Raw genomic sequence first — 22,084 nt, forward strand, 5'->3', positions numbered from 1 at the left:
ACGTGGTCAAGCCGCGAACCCCAAGCCAGACGCGGCGATGGCCGCGGCACTCAGTCGGCCTGCTGACTTCCGAAAATTGTCGGCGGACCGACCTTGCGCCAGTCGGGTGCGCCGCGCAGTGCGCGGCCATCGACGGTGACGTGCTGGTCGGGGTCACCACCGATGATGCGACCTGCGCTCGCGCCGTCGACGCCGTTGGCTCCGATACCGAGCACGGGGAACGAGTTGATTGCCGAGTAGGTCTGCAGGAGCAGCGGCCGCGCTCGGTCGGAGTTATTTGGCAGTGAGCCGTGGACCATGCAGCAGTTGTGGACGGTGACCGACCCGGCCGGACCTTGCAGCCACGCCATGTCGCTCATCGGGATGGTCGCGACGTCGGCGTCGTTCATTGCCCCGCCCCACGACCCGTCGTCGTTGTAGAGGTCATAGAGCTGGCCGCGGTGGCTGCCGGGGAGTACGCCCATCGGCCCCATCTCCTCATCGACATCGTCGAGGTAGACGCCAATGGTGAGGGGCGTGAAATCGGTGTGCGGCCAGAATTGAATGTCCTGGTGCCACTTCACTTCCTCGCCGCCGCCCGACCACTTGTAGTTGAGCTTGCTGTGATGAAAGCGGACGGGCCCGCCCAAGATCCGCATGGCCAGTTGCGCGACTGGTCCCTCAAACGCGAGCCGGTTGAAGGTGGGGTGGATGTCGACCGGCGATACGAGCCGACGAAGGCGTGGCGCCTCAGCGGTGTGGCCGGCTTCGAGGTCGAACCGACGGTTCGGCGCGTCGAGCAAACGACTCTGTTCGACGAAGTCGTCTGACGCAGCGCGCAAGTCCGCCATCCAGGTCGCGTCGATGAACGACTCCAGTTGGAGGTAGCCGTTGGTGTCGTAGAACTCGAGTTGTTCGTCGGTGACCATCAACTGATCGTATGACGCGGCGGGTTGGTGATCAGTGGCGGGCGGCGCGAGTCAACGGGTGTCGTGGCGGAACGTGATCGACATGCGTGGGCCAATGCCGCGGCGAACTTTTGGAACGCAGTGTTCCCAGTCGTGCTGGCACGCGCCACCCATGACAAACAGGTCGCCGCGGCCGAGATCCCAACTGCGCGATTGGCCGCCGCCGCGTGGTCGGATCTTCAACGGGCGCGGTTCGCCGACGCTCATGATGGCAACAATCGGGTCGGTGACGTGCTTGGGATGACTGTCGCCGTGCCAGGCAACCGAGTCAGCACCATTGCGGTACAGGTTGAAGCCAATCGAGTCGAACGGCCGGTGGTAGCGCTCGGTGAGAGTCTGGCGGACATCGTCGAGGATCGCCGTGGGGCCACCTGCCGGGTAGTCGTCGGCGTGCCACGACGCAGTGAGGCGCGGTTCGTTCACAACGGAGTCGTACATCACGATGTCAGTGCGCTGGCGCAGTTCGAGCTTGCCGAGCAGTTCGTCGAAGACCGAGTCGGCGCCGTTCAGCCAGCCCGGCGTGTACTCGATCCACGATTGATCATCGAGGTCGACTCGTCGGGCCTCCAAGAAGCTCGTGTCGACATCTGGTTCGCACACCCCGAAGAGCGATCCCTGTAAGAACATGTGTTCGATTCTCGCGAAGGGGGCAGACAAACGCAAGGACCTTCATCCGCCGACACCCGCCAACACCCGCCGGCGCAAATCATCTCTACAGTGATCGAGCATGTTTTTTGACCTCATCGTTGTCGGCGGAGGTGCCGCAGGATTCTTCTCTGCGATCACCTGCGCAGAGAACTCTGGGAAATCGGTTCTGATCCTCGAGAAGACGTCGCAACTGCTGCAGAAGGTGAAGATCTCTGGCGGGGGTCGCTGCAACGTCACGCACGATTGTTTCGAGCCCCGTGAGCTGAGCAGAAATTATCCACGCGGCGAGAAATCTTTGATTGGTCCGTTCCATCGATTCGGTCCTGCTGACACCGTTGATTGGTTCGCCAGCCGCGGTGTCACGCTAAAAACTGAAGCCGACGGCCGGATGTTCCCCGACACCGACAGCTCGCAAACGATCATCGACGCCCTGCTTTCTGCCGCAGACGCCGCCGGGGTCAACATCCACACCTCTGAAGGAGTGACCTCCGTCGTCAAGAACGAGGACAATTTCGAACTCGCGACAGACACCGGTCATTCCTATACGGCTGCGAATGTCCTCATCGCTACGGGCGGAACTCGGCTCACCGCAGGGGCCAAACTCGCAGCAAGTCTCGGCCACAAACTGCAACCGCCGACACCCTCACTCTTCACCTTCAAAATCAAAGACCCGCGCCTCGACGATCTGCTCGGCCTCTCGGTGAGTCCTGCCGAAGTCAGCATCGCGCAGAGCAAGCTCAGGAGCAGCGGGCCCGTGCTCATCACTCATTGGGGTCTGAGCGGGCCAGGAATTCTCAAAATTTCTGCATGGGGTGCTCGCGAACTGGCTGAGCGTGACTACCGGTTCGACATTTCTGTGAACTGGCTGCCAGACGCCGACCCTGCAGCAGTTGTCGCCGAGAAGCGGCTCAGCGAGGCCAAGCGACAACTTTCCAGCCGAAGTGCATTTGCTTCGATCCCGAAACGACTCTGGCTGAGGTTCCTTGCGGCCGCAGACATCCCCGAGACAACGACGTGGTCACAGCTCAGCAAGACGCAAGCCAACCAACTTCTCAGCCAGCTCACCGCCTCGACATTCGCGGTCAACGGTAAAAGCACGAACAAGGATGAATTCGTCACGTGCGGTGGGATTTATCTCAACGAGATCGACTTCCAAACAATGCACAGCAAGCTTGTGCACGGCCTCTACTTCGCTGGAGAAGTCATCGACGTCGACGGCGTCACGGGCGGCTACAACTTCCAGAACGCATGGACAAACGGATTCCACGCAGGGTCAGCCATTGCTGCTCAATGAGCTGATCAGTCACCGCTGAACGAAAGCGCTTGTTTCGTTCAGAACTCGGTGCGCTTAGATCTCGCCCCGTCGTTCCATCCAGACAAAGGTTGCCCACCCGGGCGCGATCGGGACCCAGAAGGTCGCAAGTCGGAATGTCAGCACGGCGGAGATCGCGATCGCTGCGTCGAGGCCGAACCCGGACAAGGCCGCGATCATGGCGGCCTCCAGCGGGCCGATGCCACCTGGTGTCGGCGCAATATTGGCGATGGCCGCGGCACCCAGATACGACGCGCCAATCTGTGCAACCGTGAGGCCACCACCAAACGCCTCGACCGAGAACACGAGCGCCAGCAGATAGCTCAGCGTGATCAACGACGAGCCGCCGAGTAGTGCCACGACGCGCAGCGGGCTGCGGATCACCTGGGCCACATAGCCCGCAGCCGTGCGAATCCCGTCGACGATGGGCCGAATCGCAGTTCGCCGAACAGCACCGAAGAGCGAGGCGATTGCGACTGCAGCAACTGCGGCGACAGCAACGAAGAACAACGTCCCGAGGCTTGGCAGCGAGAAGCCACCTACATCGGCGCCGCCGGCCCATGCGAAAAATCCGGCCATCAGCAAGAGGTGCGTCATCAGACCGGCGATCGCGTTCAGAGCCACTGACGCACTCGCTTCGCCTGACGTCAAGCCGTTGCGTTGCAAGAAGCGCCCGGCCAGGGCCATCTTGCCTGCGCTGGCCGGGCCGACCAGTTGGGCGAATGACCCAGCGACCTGGCTGCGCACTGACGGAGCGATCGGCATTGGCTGTGCGACCGACCCGAGAAATGAGATCGTGGCAAACACGAAAGAGGCCAGCGCCATTGCGATCACCGCCGGGAGCCACTCCCACCTCGCATCGCCGAACGCATCGACGGTCTTGCCGAGATTGCCGAACTGTGGAAGCAGCGAGTAGAACGCCAGCGCGCCTGCAACGATCATCAACAGCGTTCTCGGCTGGACGCGTGCCAGCCGCTCCAGCGGCACGTCGTCAGCACCGGTGCGATTATGCATCTCGTGACGAAGCAGGTCGAGAAGACCACGCTGGTCTTTGATCGATTTGCCGAGCGAACGGCTCAACGCGAGGGGCTGCACCAACGGCAACGCGCCCGCAACCTCTTCTCTGCCGAGTTCTTCGACGCCGAGTGCCACGCTGCGCTCAGGCCCGGTAATGAGCCCCATTGCCACTAACACCTCGGCGATGTCACGTGACCTTTCTCGCGGGCCAGCGGCCAATTCTGCTTCGTCGTAGTCGACCAGCCACACCTCGCCGTCGTCGTCGAGGAGCATATTCTCCAAGGTGAGGGAGTGGTGCGCAGTAAGGGTGGAGTGGACGGAACGGACGCTTCGAAACACAGATCGGACGACGTCGTCGTTGATTTCGCTGGGAGGCACCAGGCTGAGTCGTCGTCCGGCTACTCGATCCTCGACAATAAATGCAGCGCCCTCGTTGGTGACCCCGATACCGAAGACCTTGGGGCTGCGGGTCCCGGCTGCGCTCACGGTGTGCATCACGAGGGCTTCATGTTCGACGCGCCGCTTCAGCGTGCTGTACGGGCGCCCGACCTCCGATGACCTCAGGCGGAGCATGCGGTAGATCCGGTTGAGGAGGTCCCAGCTCCGGTCTTCGAGCGTGCGGAGCTTGATGAATCGACCGCTCCCATCGCGTTCGATTGTCTCGTAGACGGCACCGTTGCTCACATTGTCGATCCGGTCGATCCGCACCGGGTCCAACCCAACCTGGCGAAAGGCAACGAGGACCTCTTCGGGGCTGGGCTCCATGTTCGGTGAACCGAAGACCAGCAAGACGATCGATCCAACGACCACGCCGAGCGACACAGCGAGCCAGAGGTCAAGGGGCGGTTGTCCGGGTCCGAGCAGCCGCAGCAACGTGAGGAGAACAATCCACGACCACATCGCCCTGCGCCATCGGCGCGGAATGTGGGCCGCGCCCACAATCACTATGGCCACCGCCGATGCAACATATTCCGTCGTGGGGAAAGAGGACGCAATCAGTGTTGTTCCGCTGACGCTGCGCTCTGCAACCGTGGCAACGACAGTGCGGTCGCCCAAAACCACTTTCAGTATCAATGCGGTGAAACCGCCGACGATCGAAGCCGATCCGAGCATCAGAAGCAGCCGCCATCGACGTTTCCACAACACGACGCCAAGCCCTGCGAGCGGAACGAACGTCGCAATGATCTGCGCCGCGCCGAGTACCGCCTGCTCGATTTGGTCAGGAATGCGACCGATGACGTCCAACACGTCGCTCTCAACACCCGAGATCGTGGACTCGGCGAGTGCCGCTGCCACGATCCCGACCACGACGGCACCGAGTCCGACCATCAGCCGAATGATCTGACCGGGCGCCCACCGCTGCTGCGCCGACGGTGGCGGAAACAGCACGACGTGCTCGACCCCAACGTCGGGGGCCTCGTCGTCAACGCGCGTCATTGCGGTGTGACGATAGGCCGAGCGAAGCAACGTCGGCGAAACACATCCGAACGGCGAGGTTGCCGCGGCCAGTCGCTCTCGCTGCTGATGTCTCTCACCCTCCATCGGCTGTGATCGACCACTACGTGAGCGTCAGAACGAGCGGCCGAGCATGCGCTTTCGATTTCCGGGACAACGTGAATGACGACGTGAATGACAACGTGACTGACGATCTCTTTCGAATCCGGACGGTTCAGGTAGGGTTTGGTCCCCATCCCGAGGAAATGCCAAGTACACCCCGCGTCGAGCGCCACTCGAGTCTGCCTGGCGTACGAGTCGAACGGTGTGCCACCGAAAGAAGTGACATGCGATCAAGTGGTCCCACTGGCGGTGAGTCGATCTATCCAAGGTTGCTCGTCGTTGACGACAACCCGCTGAATCAACGGCTCGCTGAACACGTTCTGGTCAAGATGAGCTACTGCGTCGATGTCGTCAGTGACGGCGAACAGGCAGTAGCTGCGGCGACCGAACGCGACTACCTGGCGATCCTTATGGACTGTCAGATGCCCGTGATGGACGGCTTCGACGCGACGCGAGCGATTCGACGCTTGCCCGGCCAACGCGGTCAGATCTCGATCATCGCGATGACTGCATTTGATACGGACGAGGATCGCCAGCGGTGCCTTGAAGCCGGGATGAGTGCATTCTCCCCGAAGCCAGTCGACTGGTCGAGCGTCGAGGCGTTTCTCCAGAACATCGTGACGAGCGGATCTGCGGCTGTCGAAGCTCGCAAGAGCTATCTGAGCCTGAAGCAGGCCCGGCGCGAGCGCGTTGTCCTCAATCTCGATGTGCTGGCACAAGCAATCGGTGACGAGGGTGGACCGGATGTGGTCACCGAGTTAGTCGCTTTGTTCAAGACAGAGAGCAGTGACCTGTTCGACCGGCTGGGCTTGGCGCTCGCCCGCGGCGACGTCGGACTCAGCCACTCGGCGTGTACGGACCTGCGCGGCACGGTCAGCTCGGTTGGCGCCGAACGACTGGCGGACCTCATGTCGGACGTCAGCAACATGATCTACCTTGATCACATCGACGAAGCAATCGATTCCGCCGACCGCGTCTGGGGCGAGTTCGCATTGGTGCTGGCCGAGCTCGATGAGAGCGTCGCACGGGAGCAGAAAATGAAACTGGCGAACGCCTTCGCCGAAGGCGAGCTCGCTGCACATCCCGCCGGGATCTCGCCGTGGCCGGCGCCTGTCGGCCGAGCTATCTAGACCGAGCGGCAGCCGTCGCGGCCGTCAGGCTGCGTTCGATCATCAAGGCATCATCAAGGCATCGACCAGGCGCTGATCGAGCACACCGATGGTCGTGACAGCAACGGCCAGGTGAAGTTGAGTGAACAATCGCCCCTCCCCAGACGCAAAATCTGGGGCCCTTCTACCTTCGGCTGCATGCAGATATCTGAGACTCAACACAGGTCGTGGAAGTGCGACGGATGGCTCGCACTTCACGGCTCAATCGACGAGCGTTTGCTCAGAATCCTTCGTCAAGCTGGCGACGAACTCGCCAGCTGGGCCACAGCTGGCGGCCCTGGACTGCACCACTTTGAAATGGCCGACCGCGGCCCGGCACTCGCGAGGTCCGAAAGGTTCGCCGACGAGCACACGGCGCTCGGATCATTTCTCAGGTCCGGGCTGGCCACCGACATCCTCGCCCAGCTGTTCGGTGAACCTGCGGCACTGTTCAAGGAGAAGGTGAACTACAAGCAGCCGGGCGGAGCCGGCTTCGCGCCGCACCACAGCAAGACAAACAAGTCACCGCGCCCACGCCGAGTGCTGTACCTCACCTACAACGCCGCGAGCCTCGGCGACTTCCGAGACCGCTACTACGCCGACAAGGACGCCGAGTTCGCGGCGGGAGGTAGCGAGTTCGAAAGCGGTTCGCCACGCATCAGCATCAGCGACGACTTTCTCGACCGACCCATTTCCTGACGAGCGGACCGGTCAGTCGGCATTCTCAACCCGGGCTTGCCGCTGACCCGGCTCAGGTGATCTGTCGATTGACCCAGTTCGAGATCACTTCGATGGAGCCAACGATGACGAAGATGCACAGGATGATGCCGCCGGTGACCTCGAAGTTCAGCGTTCGCATCGAGTTGCTCAACATGAAGCCGATACCGCCAGCACCGACGATGCCGAGGACGGTTGAGGCACGCAGGCTGACATCAAAGATGTAGAGGCCCTGGCTCACGAGCGCCGGCCACACCTGTGGTGCGACGCCCGCTGCAGTGTCTTGGAGGCGCGTGGCCCCGGTGGAGACAACTCCTTCGCGTGGACCCGAGCGGGCTTCTTCGATTGTGTCGGCGAAGAGCCGCGTGGAGAACCCGAAGATGCCAACGGCCAGTGCGAGTGTCCCAGTCCTCGCACCCAAGCCGAGCGCTGCGACAAAGAGGACGGCGAGTACAAGTTCCGGTGTCGCTCGGACGATGATCATCATGAATCGTGTGACTCGAAAGACGAGTCGACTCGGAGCGACGTTGGACGCGGCAAGGAACGAAAGCGGGAGAGCGAAGAGCATCGCCATGAACGTGGCGCCGAGCCCCATGGCGATCGTTTCGACCAGGTCGCTTCGGATCTGGCTGGTCCAGAAGTCGAGGTTGCGCGGGACCAGACGCAACAGCGTCGACGGAAGGTCGACCAGCGACGTGAAGAACCGGCCGACGTCGATATTGGGCAGGATGAACGACAGGATCGTGCACACGGCCACGCCGCCCGACAGCGCTGCCAGCTTGACCCGCTCATGACTCCACGGTGGCGACAGCGACACATCTGCAGCGGCGATGGGTTGCATCGACACCAGTCCAGGCGCCTCGTCGGGTTGCGCCGCCGCATTCCGAGTGCGCCTCGAAGATCCGAACGCTCGAGCAAGTAGCCCGGTCAGCGAGAAACGCGTGTTGGTACCTCCAACATGTTTTCCAAATGGATCGCTGTCGCCGAGGATCGTTCGACGTGCCGCCTGTGAGAGCAGCTCCATTGCGATCACCGCCACGATCACGACCAACGTGACTCCGAGGAGTTCCTGATATCGCAGACTGCCCTGATAGCCACGAATCGCGAGACCGATACCTCCGCCACCGACCAACCCAATCAACGTTCCCTCGCGGAAGTTGATCTCGACGCGATACAGCGACGTGGCGATCACCGACGGGGTCATCTGCGACCAAACGCCCGCCAGCAGTTCTTGTAAGCGAGACGCACCCGTACTGGCAACGCCATCGCGCGGCCCAAGTTCGATGTTGTCAGCCGCTGAGGAAAACAGCTTGCCGCAGAAGCCGATCGAGTGGATCCCGAGTGCGAGGATCCCTGCGATCGGTCCGATTCCGAAGACACGCACGAAAATCAAGGCAAGCACGAGCGACGGGACCGCCCGAGCAAAGGCGATGATCCCTCGGCTCACGCCGCGCACGATGGGATTGCGAGCAACGTTTCTCGAAGCCAGCAGCCCGAGAGGAACGGACAGGACAACGCCGATGAACGTTCCAAGAAAGGCCATAAAGAACGTGTCGAGCAGCAGATTCAACACCTGACTGCGGTCGTCGGCCGGAATGAACGGCGGCCACATCCTCTGAATCAGATTCCACGTTTCTGGCCATCCCTCGACAAGCGCGAACAGCGACATTTCGACTCGGCGCAGCCCCCAGATCGAACCGCCGATAAATGCCACTGCGATGACAGCAAGTGCCACGCGCCGCTGGGTCCACGGGGCTCCGAGCGGAACATCGCGGACCGAGCGAGTCGGGTCTGCATGCATCACGTCGGCGGTGATCGACATCAGGCAGACATCCGCGCAGGAGGACGGTCCATGATGTATTCGTCGGCCTTCGCACCGGTTGGATCGAGGCGCTGGTACACCTCCATGATGCGGGCGTGATCGATCGAGCCGTCCACCGGGCTGTCGAGCACGACCCTGCCATCACGCAATCCGAGGAGCCGGTGGGCCCAGTCGACCGCAAGATCGACCTGGTGCAAGCTGCACAAGACGGTGATGTTGTCCTCGACACAGCATCGGAAAAGCACGTCCATGACCTGTCCCGAAATCTCGGGATCGAGTGATGCCACAGGTTCGTCGGCGAGCACGATGCGGGGGCGCTGCATCAGCGTTCGGGCGATCGCAACTCGCTGTTGCTGACCACCGGACAGTGTGTCGGTGCGTTGCCAAGCACGGTCGGCCAGACCCACTCGCGCGAGCTGTTCGATCGCTCGACGGCGCATTTCCTTGGGATACATTCGAGCACCAAAGCGGGGGCCGTTGAGCGCGCCGAGGGCGCCGGTCAACACGTTCTCGATGCAGCTGAGGCGACCAACGATATTGAACTGCTGGAAGACGAAGCCAACGTCGCGACGCAGGTGGCGCAGCTCCTTGCCCGAAGCAGCAACCACATCGGTGCCGAGCACTTCGACCGAACCGGCAGTCGGCTCATGGAGGCCATTGAGGTGTCGAAGTAACGTCGACTTTCCGGATCCGGAAAGGCCGATGATGACCAACAGTTGGCCCTCGGGAACAGAGAACGTGACGTCATCGAGTGCGACGACTCTGCCTCCGTCAAACTCTTTGCGAAGCCCGCGGACGTGGACGACGTCAGGTCGGTCGGTCTGGATCATGGAGTGCTCCTTGTTGTGTTCGCAGTGTGATGAAAATGGTTGGTCGGTCGAGGCCGACCAACGGCGCCTGTGACGACAGGGGAGGGAGTCGTCAGAGGCGCCGGGTCATGAACCGAGTGACATCACTCGGTTGAACGTGGGAGCGTCAGCTGACGCACTTCGAGGCGCCGGTGATCTTGCACACCTGGCGGATGCCGTCGTAGAACGAGTCATCCTTGGAGACGAAGCCCCAGGTGCCGTCCTCGTCAGAGAACGAGCAGTCGTTCTCTTCGACGGTGCCGGAGCAGTAGCCGTGAGCGATCGCCCAGTCAGCGTTGACCTTGGTTGTCACGACTTCCTGAAAGGCTGCGATGAAGTCGGCGGGCAAAGCGTTGCTGATCGCCATCGGTGCGCCGGCGATCGTCTGGCTCTTCCAGACGATCTTCAAGCTGGCGTCCGCTTCATTGACGGTCTCGTCCTCGACAGTGTCGATCACACCAGAGATGTCGCCGCTCTCGACGAGCTGCGACGTCACCATCGAGTCGTAGGCGAAGCCTGCGTCGCAGTCACCGTTGGCGACAGAAATGGCCGATGCGTCGTGTCCACCAGCGAAAGTCGGGTTGATCTCGGTCGACGTCTCGGACGGGTCGATGCCCGCAGCCAGGAGCCCTTCGGAGGGGAACAGGAAGCCAGAGGTGGAGCCCGGATCGACGAAGCAGACAATTTTGCCTGCGAAGTCATTAATCGAGTTGATCTCGGCGTTACCCGCCTGGGTAATCCCGTAGCTGCGGTAGCCCGGCTCGATGTCGGGCCCGTCAGTCATCACGCCAGCAACGCTGATATCTGCGCCGTTGCTCGTCGCGATGACGTAGGAGAAGCCGCCAAATTGAGCGACGTCAATACGGTTGGCAATCATGCCTTCGATCACGCCGGCGTAGTCGGTGGCCTGGAAGAAATCGATCTCGTCAAGGCCGAGTTCGGCTTCGAGGATCGCCTTGGTGGTGGCGAAGTCGGCTTCGAGGCTCGACGCATTCTCGGCGGGCACGGCGCCGAAGGACAGCGTGGTCGGCCAGTCAGCAGGGCGGCTGCTGCTGTCAGCCGGAGCCTCGGTGGTTTCACTCGATGCGGTTGTCTGGCCGTCGGCTGCGTCTGTCGCCTCCGTTGGCTCTGCCTCAGCTTGGGACGCTGCTTCGGCAGGCTCTGCGGCTGCCTGCGATGCTGGCTCGTCGCTGCCACAAGCAGCAAGGAGGGCAATAGTTGCGAGGCCGGCTGTGGCACGAGCCAGCCGGCGACGGTGGGTTGGGATGACGATGTTGTTCACGGGTCATTGTCTAGACAACCAGATTGAACGCAAGGTTGCCGCCGTGTAGACCTGGGGCGGCGATGATGCGAACAATGTCCGCTCGCCCCTGTTACCGCAGCAGACCGTGCGTTTCAGTCATTTTGATCGAGTGGGAAGTCGAGTGTGATCCCAACATTGAACACATCGCTGCGCATCCACGTGTCGGACTGGTGCAGCTCATGACCGGTCGCAGCATCCACCGTCTCGCTGCGAATGTTCCACGTCGGTGGCGGCGCCGATGCGTAGCCGAGCTGTGCTGCAACGGAACGGGCAGGTTGTGCAAGCGACACAGCGACTCGTCTGCGCCATGGCACAACGCCCAGCGACTGCAATGTGTCAAAAATGGAGGCCCCGGAGCGGACTGCATCAGCCACTTGCTCTCCGACTGCCTCAACGAAGACGTCCGTGGCGAACGCTGCCACCAGACCCTCGACGGCAACGACCCGCTCAGACAGCAGGGCTCTCGGACGTGAAGCGGTCCGTCTGCGCCACCTCACTGACGCGGACACGATGTCATGGCGGTGGCCGGCGTCAGTGACGACGCGACGAAAGCTCGGCGGTCTGCCGCGCTCGATCGGATAGTCAAGTTTGAGTGCAGTGAACGTGCCCCGTCCAACAATCCTTCGGACGGTGTTGCGTCGCTCGAGTTCTTTCAGCACCTCGCGTGCCGTCTGGCGGTTGACGGCAAAGCGCGCAGCAATCTGTGTCTCACTTTCGATCAGCGAGTTCGGGGCGAGCCCGATCCAACGGATCTCCAATTCGTCAGCAATCGCGACGTATCGAGGAACCGAGGATTTCGCGCGCAGGTGAGACGACTCCACGAATCACACCATAGGAGTCTGCAGCGGTGACATGGTTGCCGAGCAGACCCCCGCAGGAAGCGCGACGACCGTCGGGCGGATCAGCTCGTAGACGCCGAAATCCTCACGACTGATTCGATGAGCGTGCGAAAAGAATCGAGTGACGACGTCGACGCATCGGCGACCTTGGCCACGTCGTCCCACTGCCGCAGTTCGACAGCAGTGTCAGATCCCTCTGCTGCCCGAAACTCCTCGACCTCGTCATTACTCATCGGACCTCCCTGCACCTCGAGGCTCCGTACCGACGCGAGCGACAGCCCGTTGTGATACGCGGGATCGATCGCGCAGAGATAACGCTTGGCCGGCACATGCAAACGAATGGGTTCGGTGATCGACGGACCAAACCAGTTGGCAAGGAATCGCGCACCAACGTCTTCGTGATGCAAGTCGCGAACCAAGAAATCGCCGTGCCCGTCGTGTTCGTCGACGAGAAGGTGCCCGATGTCGTGGAGGAACGCGGCGACGATCGTTTCGGTCGTCGCTCCTCGGTCCAGTGCATGGTCACCGCATTGCAGTGCATGGGAGAGCTGGGTGACAGCCTCGTCGTAGTTGCTCGCACCCTTGCGCTCATACAAATCGATGATCGCATCGGCCACGTCGGCTGCCGTCCGCAAGAGCATCCAGGGCACCGACCCTGCACCGACGTCGGCCTGATCGCAGTGGACCTGGTCAGGGATGTCAACTTCGTCAGTCATGGTGATGGGACTCCCTTGGTTGCTCATTGCGTTGCTACTCGCGTCCCCGAGTGAGGCCCCGTCGGCGACTGCTCTCCCGAGAAAGTGGCCGATGGTGCTGACCCGCGCCCGCTCACTACTCGCTCGATTGTGGAGTTGTTCGATCTTGTCGGTGTAGTAGGCGCTGCGCAGGTCGCCTTCGGCGGAAGCGTTGTACGTCAGGAACAGCGCACGCCGGGCACGATGCGACGTGTTGGCCCCGCTGCGGTGCGGTGTGCGGCTGTGGAACCACAGCACGTCGCCCGCATGCATCTCAATCGGCTTCCACTCAAGCGCACGTTCTATTGACGGGGGCAGGCAGCCGTCGCCGTCGTCGATGAACAGTTCGTGATGTTGCCCGGCAACGGCCTCAAGGCATCCGTTCTCGATTGTCGAGTCGTCGATCGCGACCATGCAGGTGAGGTGCGTGCTGACGAATCGGTAGGCCGTGGCGTCCTGGTGCGGCGCAAAACCGGCGCCGCCTGGAAGCTTGTGGTTGATCTTTTCCTTGTACAGCACGATCGGCTCGCCGAGCAATTCTCCCCCAGCGTGAACGATTGGACCGTCGCACACCAGCGGTCCGAGTTCTGGGTGAACGGTCGCGAAGTGCTCGCTGCGTGCGAGCACCGGTCCGTTGTCTGTCATCTCATGATGCTGGAGAAGGCGCTCATCGTCAGACGCAGCGATCTCGTCAGCCCACCGGCTGAGACGCTCGCGGACATCTCTGCCAAGCAAGTCGGGCAGATGGAGGAACCCCTGACGTCGCCACGCAGCGACGGCGGCGGCGCTGAGGGTGCGTTCGGCGGTCACTGAGGTGATCCGATCGGGGTTGGCGCAATGCGGTCGTTGGCCGCAATGACCAAATGCACCGTCGGCAATCGCTCATCAAAGGCAACGAGAACGAGATCGCCTCGCTGGCCGGGCTGCAATCGCCCCCGGTCGCGAAGCCCAACCGTATCAGCGGGGCCAGATGTGACGAGGCCGACCGCAGTTGGAAGGCCACATACGCCGTCAGCGACGAGGACCCCGACCGCACCGAGCAGCGTGGTTGGCATGTAGTCAGACGAGAGTCCGTCACACAGTCTCATTGCAATGAGCTCCGAGGCACTCACGTTGCCCGAGTGACTCCCGCCGCGCACCACATTCGGTGCTCCTGACACCGTCCGCATCCCCCGCTCGCGAGCGCGCCGCGCGGCTTCGACCGTGGTCGGGAACTCTGCGATTGAGACCGAGCGCTCGACGGCGGCATCGATTTCCTCTGACGACGTCGGATCGTGACCCATCAACCGAATCATCCCGGCATGGGCGCGTTGCGCCAACCAGGAGAACGCACGGTCGACATTGTCGAGCTTGTCGTCGCGGTCGGCCACGATTTGGTCGATGTACGCCTTGGCCTCCTCAGGAGCAAGGCCCTTTGTTCCAGCGACGTAGCGCTCGTAGTACGAGCGGTCGGTGTACTGACCGACGCCCGGCGTGTGATCTTCGGCAGACACGAGCGGCACATCATCGATCAGGAGGTCGCCGTGCCGATCGCGAAGGCGCGCATCAAGCGCCTCGAGCCCTTCGGAATCGCGTACATCGAGGCGGTAGAGGATGTGGTGATCGACTCGTGCGTCAGCCTGCGCTCGTCGCTCGGTGATCGCGTTACACAGCTCGTGTGCCTGCGCCACCGATCGGTCGTACTTCGAACCGTTCTCGAAGCCGACGCCGTGGAACACCGTCGTGACTCCGGCTCCGCGCACCCGTGACTCGAACGAACGCAAAGCGAAGTCGACAGGCAGCACCACATTCGGGCGGGGACGGAGCTCTTTTTCAAACCCGTCGGAGTGCGTATCAATCAGGCCGGGGAGGCAGAACAACCCGTGCCCGTCGATTGCATCAGGTGGGGCATGATCAATCCGACCTGCCGCCTCGATGAAGCCATCACGGACAACGATTGTTGCGTCATCGACGACGCGGTCGTCAAGGACGAGGCGCACGTTGGTCAACGTCACGTCGACGCCCCGACCGACGCTGTCGGCGGTTCGCTGGGCTCCGGTTTCGGTCAAAATGGTCATCGGGCGACTCCTTCGAGGTGGTGAAGAACTTGGTCGGGCGGGCCCGATTCAATGATGCGGCCTGCGCGCATCACGACGACTCGCGAGGCCAGGCGGTCCATGGCATCGAGGTCGTGGAAGACTGCGAGCACGGCAACACCGGTGGCAGTGAGATCGGCGATCAAAGCGAGTGCAGCTTCTCGGTTGGCGGGATCGAGTGCCGACACAGGCTCATCGAGCAGCAACAACTGAGGCGGTGAAATCGTGCCGGCAGCGAGGTTGACGCGTTGCTTTTCGCCACCGGACAGAACCGAGGCAAACACGTCCCACAGCGACTCATCGAGATGCAGACGGCGCAGCGAGACGGCAGCAGCTTCGGTTGCCGTCTCTTTGTCCATGCCGCGCGCTATTCCTGCTCGGGCAACGATGTCGAGCGCACCGCGGCGAGGTTCGGCGCGAAGGAACTGCGACACATACCCGAACTCGCGACCACGAATCGCGGCGAGCTTGGCGTCTGCGAGGCCGGTCAGCTCGACCGGGCCAATCGGCGACCGCAGCGTCACCGTGCCGGCCGACGGCAAATAGGTCCGGTAGATGCATTTCAGCAATGTCGATTTTCCTGCGCCACTCGATCCAGCAAGCGCGATGTGCTCTCCGGCTCGAACATCGAGATCGATCCCATTGAGGCTTTCGACCCGTCGGCCGTCGACGTTGTGCAGCACGAAATGCTTGTGCAACCCCCGAACCGACAGCACGGCCGAGCTCTCGTCGGATAGCTGGTTCTTGGTCATCTCTATCTCGACGGTGGCCTGTGTCGGGGTCGCCACGTCGTTCGACGATGGGGTCATGGTTGTCTCCCTCATGCTCGGGCCGCAGCCACGAGGCGTTGGGTGTACGGGGCCTGCGGGTCTTCGAAGAGCTGATCGGTGAGGCCCTGTTCGACGACGCGGCCGTGTTGCATCACCATGCAGCGGGTCGTCAGCATCTCGATCACCGCGAAGTCGTGCGAGACGACCACAGCAGCAATGCCGAGTTCTTCGAGCAGGCTGCGAATCAGGTCGAGGACCCCGGCTGCGACCGACGCATCGAGCCCCGTCGTTGGTTCGTCGAGCAGCACGATCGGCGGCCGGTTGGCGAGAGCTCGTGCCAGCTGCACACGCTGGCGCATGCCACCAGAGAACGTTCGCACGAGGTCATCCATGCGTTCGAGCGGCACCTCTGTTCGGCCGAGCAGCTCGGCGGCCCGCTCGCGGATCTGGCCGAAGTTGCGCCAGCCAGCCGCGGTGAGCCGGTCGGCGATGTTGCCGCCTGCAGTCACGCCGAGGTCGAGCCCCTCTGCTGCGTCCTGGTACACGACGGAGAGCTCGTCGACGCGCAGCGCCCGACGTTCTGAGGCAGTCATCGTCAGGAGGTCGACGGTCGAACCATCGCGTCGCTGCATCCAAACCGACCCAGCGGTCGACGAGTGATCGCCGGCGATCGCTCGCATCACGGTCGACTTGCCCGATCCGGACTCGCCGATCACGCCAAACGCCTCGCCCGCAGCAACGTCGAAGCTCACGTCCCACGCAGCAACAACAGAGTTGCCGTCGGGGCTTTTCTCGGTACCGGCATCGGGCCCGGTGTGTGCAACGGCGGCCGGATTCTGGTCACCAAAGATCTTGCCCAACCGTTCGACTCGAAGCACCGTCTGGCCTGGACCCGATGCACTCGGATGCTCAGTCGTGGTGTGATCGGTCACGGCGCATTTGGCAATTGCAAGAGATGTCATGACTGGTTGTCCTCGGATCGGCGACGACGACACCAGGCCGTGTCGCTGCAGATCCACCGACCATCGGCAGCCCCGATGCTCGATGGCGGAATCTCCACGAGGTAGGCCTCGGTGGCTTGGCAGAGCGAGCAGCTCGCCCCGGGAGTCCGTTCCACTTCGAAAGGAACGTCGTCGAACGTCAGCGGTTCGACGTCGGTATCTGGCGGGATGGCATAGATCTTGCGCTCGCGGCCGGCACCGAACAGCGACAGAAATGGCGCCTGGTGAAGCCGCGGAATGTCCCAACGAGGAATCGGCGTGGTCGCAATGACGTAGCGACCACCGACAAGACACGGGTACCCGGTGCTCTTCGTGATCACGCCGTTGCGCACCTTGTCCTCGTAGAGGCTGACCCACATGCGGGCGTAGTCGGCTTCAGCATGCATCTGGGCCAACGCGGCCATGTTTCGCTCAACGCCACGCAACGGTTCGGGCACCGGCACCTGGAGGACCAGCGTCTGATCAGCGCTCAGAGGATCTTCAGGAATCCGGTGACGGGTCTGGATCACCGTGGCCTCGTCGACTTCGGTTGTCTCAACAGCGCCGGTCGTATTGGTCACGAGCCGTCGGAGATTGACAGCATTGACGCCCTCGTCATCACCCTGATCAATCACCTTGACAATGTCGTCCACACCGACGATGGCGAGCGTGATTTGCAGGCCACCAGAGCCCCATCCGCGTGCGACCGGCATCTCGCGCGATCCGAACGGAACCTGATAGCCCGGAACGCAAACGGCGGTAAGGATCGCTCGACGCACCTCACGTTTGGCGTGCTCATCGAGGATCCCCGGATCGACCGGCGCCCTCACCAGATCAGCCAGTGTGGAACTCATGCGCAATCTCCTTCTCGTGGATCGACCGACACAGGAGCATCGGTCGCACGTTTGCCCAGATCGTCTGCGTTGGCTGCAGATCGCATGGCCATCTTCCGATCGATCATCGACCGAAACGTCACGTAGTGGGGCAGCTTCAGGTGCTCGAGGAACCCCGACGCATCGAGCCCGTCAGTGGTCATCAGAATCGATTGTTCAAGCTCAGAAGCTCCTGCTCCGTCACCAGCTTCGTCACCAGTTCCGCGACGATCGCGGTGGCAGGCAATGTCGAGGTTCGCCATAGCAATCGCTTTCTTCTCGTTGTGGCCGAAGCACAGCCCGTAGCCCACGTCGAAACGTGTGCGCTCCTCATCCGCTCCGTCAAGGTCCTCGATCGCCTCGACCTCCGTCACCCGAACGACTCCGATGTCGATTGGACCACCGGTGTGCGGATGGGTCACGGTGACCGGAACTTCGGCATGGCGGACTTCGCCAAGCGTCACTTCGTGGATGTAGCCGTCTGGGCCGAGAATGTTCCGGTACCAGAGGTTCACGAGCGCCCCGGTCTCGGCCCGCGCCATCGTCGCAAGCACGGCCGATCGAGGGGCAGGCGGCCTCGTGGCAGAACGTGTGATGTCGACCGGCTCGGGGTCATCGCTCCGACGACGATCGACCAGCAGATCCATGTCGCGCAGCACGTCGAGAAGGCGTCGATGACGCCGATCCCCGAGGCCGCCAAGCGTCGGGGTGTCACGGGACGTCGCCACCGGTATCCGCTGCTGGAGTTCGTCGGTGTCCGATTCACGAGTGCCGAGGAGGACCGATTCAGATGCACGCTTCTCGGCACGTTCACGTGCGACGTCATCATCAGTTCGATCGAGCAGCCGTCCCGTGTAGTCGGTGGTCCGACCGAGCAGTTGCGGGCCAGGCGGATTGCGGAACGCCGGGACAATGCGACGCAGGACCTGCGCGTTGTCCATGTCGACGGCATGCGAATACGCAAATCGAGGCATCGTCGCTCGATAGGACCTGAGCAAATGCGACGCCTCGATCGTGTCGCCCTCCGCTTGCTGGAGCGCCCTGGCGGCCAGGAGCGGGTCCCACAACCCGCCCTCGCCCATAACACGATCGACGGCCAACCGCTGCCGGTCGATCAGTTGGTCAAGCTCAAGCCACGGGCTGCCGGCCAGGTCGCGTGCATCACGGACAAGGTCCTCTGCGGCAGCAATTGCCTCCAGGCCACCTCGTGCAGCTGCGTAGCCCACGTCAGTGCCCACCCTCGCTCGATGCATCGGGAATAATCAACGAGCTCCGGGGTATCGCGACGACGGTGCCGGCGTCGTCAATGAACCACACGTCGATCCCTGCCGGAAAGGCGCTGTTGGCGGCTGCGATGGCAGCCGGGAGATCGCTGCAGACGCCAGCGATCTCGACGACTCGTGGCGTCGACGCACCCGGGCCTGAGACTCGAAATCGAATCGAGCCGGATTTGGATTGTTCTGTCGTGGGTCCCAGCGTGGTCACGGCATGACAGGCAATAAACAGACGCGCGCCGGCTTCAGGAAGCAACGCTGATCCGGTTCGGAGCGCACCAATTTCTTCTGCGGTTGGTGAGCGGCGGGCGATCACCACGTCAGCCTCGCCGAGCACATCAGTGAGTCGAGCGTCGGTGGCTGCAGCAATCAACGACGCCCAGCCGGCCTCTGCGACGTCGTCGCCGAGCACGGCGATGACGTGGTCGAGATCAACGAGCGCGAGGGGCGCAAGGAGTGCTGCTGGAAGCGTTTCGATGAGGTCGGCATCCAAGGCGACCGGCTTGCCAGGTCGGGCTGCTGCAGCGAGCAGCGCCCGGAACACAGCGAGTGACTCGTTTCCGGCAAGTCGGGCAGCTGCAAGTGTCGACCCGGGAATCGCCGCAGGAATCAAAGCGTTGATTGACGAGCCCATTAGTCGAGCTCCTCGAACTCGACGACGGTCGGTTGCAAGGAACCAACGAGTCGGGATTCGCTGTGTTCCAGCTCGGCTGCGGTCGCGTCGCAGAGATGCTCGACATGAACCCCAAGGTCACCGCCGCCCCGTGCCGCTGCATCGCAGATAGCGGCGGCCAGCGTGGTCATCCGATCGGTGCCCTGCCGCATGCTCCATCCACGGTGGCCGCCAAGTTCGACATCGGCTCGGGTCACAACGACCTCTCCGAGATGAAAGCGTTCGCGCACCACCGGCTCGCGCACCTGCAGCATCACGATGCCGATTTCAGGTGGCGTGATCATGATTGGCTCCCCCAGACTCAAGATGCACCGCTCGGCAACCTCACGGACATCGTCAGCGTTGGCACGAGCGAGCAGTTCAGTTCGGCGCTCGATGTGGCGAGGATCGGTCGACGTCGTATCTGCGCTCAGGACGGTGGGGAAAGACACAGCCAGAGCGTGGCGGTGTCAGGTTGTCTAGACAAGTCGATCAGGCGACGCCCAGGTGAAGGCTTGTTGAATACTCAGGTTCTCGGTGCAGCGCCAGCCAGCATGAGCGGTCAGAACGCTGACGTGCAATCCTCCACGGAGATGAAAGACCCCCAAGTACCGAGATGAATGAACCCCGAGATGTTCACGAGCGCACCTCGTCATGACGGTTGGCGCCTTCTTCCTGGTGCTCAGCGCGGCAGCGCTGCACGCCACTTGGAATCTCGTGGTCAAGCAGAGTGCCGACCGGCTGGTCAGCACCTGGGCAATCGTCACGAGCGGCGCCCTACTGAGCGTCCCGGTCAGCATCTTCATCGGGCTGCCCGAGCGTGCTGCCCTGCCGTGGCTCGCCACATCCGCGCTCCTCCACGTGGCGTATGGCTACGCGTTGGCCGGCGCCTACGACCGGATAGACCTGGCTGCCGCCTACCCAATAGCGCGCGGCACGGCTCCACTCATCGTCATGGTGGGCAGCATCATCTTGCTCGACGATGTGGTGTCACCCGTGGGCTTCATCGGCATTGCGCTGGTGGTGGCGAGCCTTGGGCTGATCGGGATTCGCCACGTGCCCAACGGCGTTGCCTGGGCACTTCTCACCGGGCTGATGATCGCGTTGTACACGTTGTCAGATGGTGCCGGTGTTCGTGCCGGTGATGACTCGATCCGTTACATCGCTGCGCTGTTCCAACTGCATGCCGTTGCCTTCGGCATGATGATCCTGGTGACCCGGCGCTCGCCGACGACGATGATCGCCGCGGTGCGACGTTCGCCACTGAAGCTCCTCCTCGGTGGAGCAGCTTCTGCTGGCGCATACCTGCTCGTGATGATCGCAGCGCGAACGACGCCCCTCGGGCTGGTGGCCGGGCTGCGCGAGACGTCGGCTGGTTTCGGAGTCGTGGCTGGCGCACTCGTGCTCAAGGAGCGCGTCACTCGCCAGCACGCAGCGGCGGTCGCTGTTGCCGTTGTCGGCGGTGCGTTGATCGCCCTCAGCTAAGCCGGCGCCGACGTGGCCGCTCCACCTCGGCATCGCCTCGTCAGATCGACGCCGGAAGGTCGCCCCAATCGGTGGGTCCTGTCACACCGAGGTCTGCTTGGTTTCAGAGGGTGAGTGCAACGCCTGAGTGAGATGGGGTGTTGTTGTGGGGTCTGGTCGTTGGAGTCAGCGTTGGCCGTTGCCGTTGGAGATGCGTCGGGAGTTGAAGACGCGTCGGCGGTCATCTCGAAGCTCGCATTCGTCGCGGCACTCGGTGCCGACGTTGCCACTGGTCAACTACCGCGCGACCTTGCTGGTGGTATCGGCCGTACCCTGCGGGCTGTGGTGCTTTCAATGTTCGTGAAGCAACGGGTCACGGCAAGACAGTGATCACGATCGGCAGGGAAACTCCGTGAGCCGGCGAACTATCGCCCTGTTCTGGCTCGTCCTGTCGGCGACCTGGGCGGTAGTCATCTTCGCGACTGATCAACTTGCGTGGCCGCTCGCCCTGTGGATTGCGACAACCGTCGGCCCGCTAACTCGGTGGGCCAGCAAGAAGAGCAAGTCAGTGGACGAAAGCAAGCGGTGCGTCTGATTCCAGACTCGCGGTGAGCACCCGAACCTGACGTGCTGTTCGATCAGGCGACGATCTCGATGCCGTGCCAGAGAGCAAGGCGGTCGCTGACGAGCCCCTTGGCGAACAAACAGGGACGGCCGTTGCCCGATGCGCCCCAACGGTCGAACCACTGCAGCCTGCAATCACCCGCGATGCCGGTGCAGGTCCTGACCGTCGAACCAGTAGAGGTGCGGTGCATCGGGGTGCGGTTGAATCGTGACAGTGGCTTCGCCGTATTCGACGGTGTTCGCGACGTGCGCCCACGGGTCGCTTTCGCTCGTCGGATTCGGTACGGCAGATGGTTCGAACGGTGATTCACCGGGCGACTCTTCCAGTGCGGGTTGGTTGGGTGGTGGTTCGGCCCAGTTGGGTTCGCGTGCGCCGGCTGGGAGGATGGTGGTGCCGTCGGGTTTGATGAGGAAGAGTCGGCCGCTGGCGGCGCGGCGGCTGCGAATGTTGTTGGCGTGTTTCCATTGGTCGTGTGATCCG

At 62.6% G+C, this 22,084-nt stretch carries 20 protein-coding genes and 1 pseudogene; 5 read left to right on the forward strand and 16 right to left on the reverse strand.

From position 1 onward, the window contains the following. Positions 1–50: 50 nt before the first annotated feature. Together ACH2EI_RS21355 and ACH2EI_RS21360 are read right to left on the reverse strand one after the other, a co-directional pair. Positions 51–908, reverse strand: a complete 858-nt coding sequence (locus ACH2EI_RS21355) for a phytanoyl-CoA dioxygenase family protein (protein ID WP_395155973.1) — start codon at positions 906–908, stop codon at positions 51–53. 51 nt (positions 909–959) lie between these two features. Beyond that, positions 960–1,574: an alpha-ketoglutarate-dependent dioxygenase AlkB gene (locus ACH2EI_RS21360; RefSeq protein WP_395155975.1), complete on the reverse strand. Its 615-nt coding sequence runs from the start codon at positions 1,572–1,574 to the stop codon at positions 960–962. Positions 1,575–1,674: 100 nt separating this feature from the next. Here ACH2EI_RS21360 and ACH2EI_RS21365 point away from each other — a divergent pair, with 100 nt between their 5' ends. After that, positions 1,675–2,889 carry an NAD(P)/FAD-dependent oxidoreductase gene (locus ACH2EI_RS21365; protein ID WP_395155977.1) on the forward strand — a complete coding sequence of 405 codons (1,215 nt, stop codon included), beginning with the start codon at positions 1,675–1,677 and terminating at the stop codon, positions 2,887–2,889. A gap of 54 nt (positions 2,890–2,943) precedes the next feature. On the opposite strand, the gene ACH2EI_RS21370 is transcribed toward ACH2EI_RS21365, so the two are convergent. Continuing rightward, complete coding sequence (locus ACH2EI_RS21370) at positions 2,944–5,361, reverse strand: lysylphosphatidylglycerol synthase domain-containing protein (protein WP_395161519.1); 2,418 nt, start codon at positions 5,359–5,361, stop codon at positions 2,944–2,946. A gap of 344 nt (positions 5,362–5,705) precedes the next feature. Between ACH2EI_RS21370 and ACH2EI_RS21375 the strand changes: the two genes are divergently transcribed. Next, positions 5,706–6,611 (forward strand): response regulator, encoded by a 906-nt coding sequence (locus ACH2EI_RS21375; RefSeq protein ID WP_395155981.1) that lies wholly within the window; start codon positions 5,706–5,708, stop codon positions 6,609–6,611. Positions 6,612–6,788: 177 nt separating this feature from the next. Continuing rightward, on the forward strand, positions 6,789–7,328 hold the full coding sequence (locus ACH2EI_RS21380; protein WP_395155983.1) for a hypothetical protein: 540 nt from the start codon (positions 6,789–6,791) through the stop codon (positions 7,326–7,328). Positions 7,329–7,380: 52 nt separating this feature from the next. Here the strand turns inward: ACH2EI_RS21380 and phnE are convergent, their stop codons facing one another. The 12 genes from phnE to ACH2EI_RS21440 form a co-directional block, all read right to left on the reverse strand. Beyond that, positions 7,381–9,168, reverse strand: coding sequence for a phosphonate ABC transporter, permease protein PhnE (phnE, locus tag ACH2EI_RS21385; RefSeq protein WP_395155985.1), 1,788 nt, complete (start codon positions 9,166–9,168; stop codon positions 7,381–7,383). Continuing rightward, a complete protein-coding gene (phnC, locus tag ACH2EI_RS21390; protein WP_395155987.1) occupies positions 9,168–9,998 on the reverse strand; it encodes a phosphonate ABC transporter ATP-binding protein in 831 nt (276 codons plus the stop codon). Before phnC ends, phnE begins: the two co-directional genes overlap by 1 nt. Positions 9,999–10,143: 145 nt before the next feature. After that, complete coding sequence (locus ACH2EI_RS21395; protein ID WP_395155989.1) at positions 10,144–11,298, reverse strand: phosphate/phosphite/phosphonate ABC transporter substrate-binding protein; 1,155 nt, start codon at positions 11,296–11,298, stop codon at positions 10,144–10,146. A gap of 113 nt (positions 11,299–11,411) precedes the next feature. Continuing rightward, positions 11,412–12,140, reverse strand: a complete 729-nt coding sequence (locus tag ACH2EI_RS21400; RefSeq protein WP_395155991.1) for a GntR family transcriptional regulator — start codon at positions 12,138–12,140, stop codon at positions 11,412–11,414. Between the two features lie 80 nt (positions 12,141–12,220). Then, positions 12,221–13,702: a phosphonate degradation HD-domain oxygenase gene (locus ACH2EI_RS21405; RefSeq protein WP_395155993.1), complete on the reverse strand. Its 1,482-nt coding sequence runs from the start codon at positions 13,700–13,702 to the stop codon at positions 12,221–12,223. Further along, complete coding sequence (locus ACH2EI_RS21410; RefSeq protein WP_395155995.1) at positions 13,699–14,949, reverse strand: alpha-D-ribose 1-methylphosphonate 5-triphosphate diphosphatase; 1,251 nt, start codon at positions 14,947–14,949, stop codon at positions 13,699–13,701. Before ACH2EI_RS21410 ends, ACH2EI_RS21405 begins: the two co-directional genes overlap by 4 nt. Continuing rightward, the gene (locus ACH2EI_RS21415) at positions 14,946–15,776 is read right to left on the reverse strand and encodes a phosphonate C-P lyase system protein PhnL (protein WP_395155997.1); all 831 of its coding nucleotides are present in this window, start codon (positions 15,774–15,776) and stop codon (positions 14,946–14,948) included. The genes ACH2EI_RS21410 and ACH2EI_RS21415 overlap by 4 nt, the downstream gene beginning before the upstream one ends. An 11-nt stretch (positions 15,777–15,787) precedes the next feature. Beyond that, positions 15,788–16,699 (reverse strand): ATP-binding cassette domain-containing protein, encoded by a 912-nt coding sequence (locus ACH2EI_RS21420; protein WP_395155999.1) that lies wholly within the window; start codon positions 16,697–16,699, stop codon positions 15,788–15,790. Then, positions 16,696–17,571: an alpha-D-ribose 1-methylphosphonate 5-phosphate C-P-lyase PhnJ gene (locus ACH2EI_RS21425; protein WP_395156001.1), complete on the reverse strand. Its 876-nt coding sequence runs from the start codon at positions 17,569–17,571 to the stop codon at positions 16,696–16,698. Before ACH2EI_RS21425 ends, ACH2EI_RS21420 begins: the two co-directional genes overlap by 4 nt. After that, complete coding sequence (locus tag ACH2EI_RS21430) at positions 17,568–18,827, reverse strand: carbon-phosphorus lyase complex subunit PhnI (protein WP_395156003.1); 1,260 nt, start codon at positions 18,825–18,827, stop codon at positions 17,568–17,570. The genes ACH2EI_RS21425 and ACH2EI_RS21430 overlap by 4 nt, the downstream gene beginning before the upstream one ends. Next, positions 18,817–19,497: a phosphonate C-P lyase system protein PhnH gene (gene phnH / locus ACH2EI_RS21435; RefSeq protein ID WP_395156005.1), complete on the reverse strand. Its 681-nt coding sequence runs from the start codon at positions 19,495–19,497 to the stop codon at positions 18,817–18,819. The genes ACH2EI_RS21430 and phnH overlap by 11 nt, the downstream gene beginning before the upstream one ends. Continuing rightward, positions 19,497–19,967 carry a phosphonate C-P lyase system protein PhnG gene (locus tag ACH2EI_RS21440; RefSeq protein WP_395156007.1) on the reverse strand — a complete coding sequence of 157 codons (471 nt, stop codon included), beginning with the start codon at positions 19,965–19,967 and terminating at the stop codon, positions 19,497–19,499. Before ACH2EI_RS21440 ends, phnH begins: the two co-directional genes overlap by 1 nt. 202 nt (positions 19,968–20,169) lie before the next feature. On the opposite strand from ACH2EI_RS21440, the gene ACH2EI_RS21445 reads away from it, so the two are divergent. Together ACH2EI_RS21445 and ACH2EI_RS21450 are read left to right on the forward strand one after the other, a co-directional pair. Continuing rightward, positions 20,170–21,000, forward strand: a complete 831-nt coding sequence (locus ACH2EI_RS21445) for an EamA family transporter (RefSeq protein WP_395156009.1) — start codon at positions 20,170–20,172, stop codon at positions 20,998–21,000. Positions 21,001–21,159: 159 nt separating this feature from the next. Beyond that, positions 21,160–21,369, forward strand: coding sequence for a hypothetical protein (locus tag ACH2EI_RS21450; protein ID WP_395156011.1), 210 nt, complete (start codon positions 21,160–21,162; stop codon positions 21,367–21,369). A gap of 369 nt (positions 21,370–21,738) precedes the next feature. Here ACH2EI_RS21450 and ACH2EI_RS21455 read toward each other — a convergent pair. Next, positions 21,739–22,084 (reverse strand): annotated as a pseudogene (locus ACH2EI_RS21455) (hypothetical protein); the annotation flags it as partial.

This window comes from Ilumatobacter sp. (genome assembly GCF_041688325.1).
GTDB lineage: Bacteria > Actinomycetota > Acidimicrobiia > Acidimicrobiales > Ilumatobacteraceae > Ilumatobacter_A.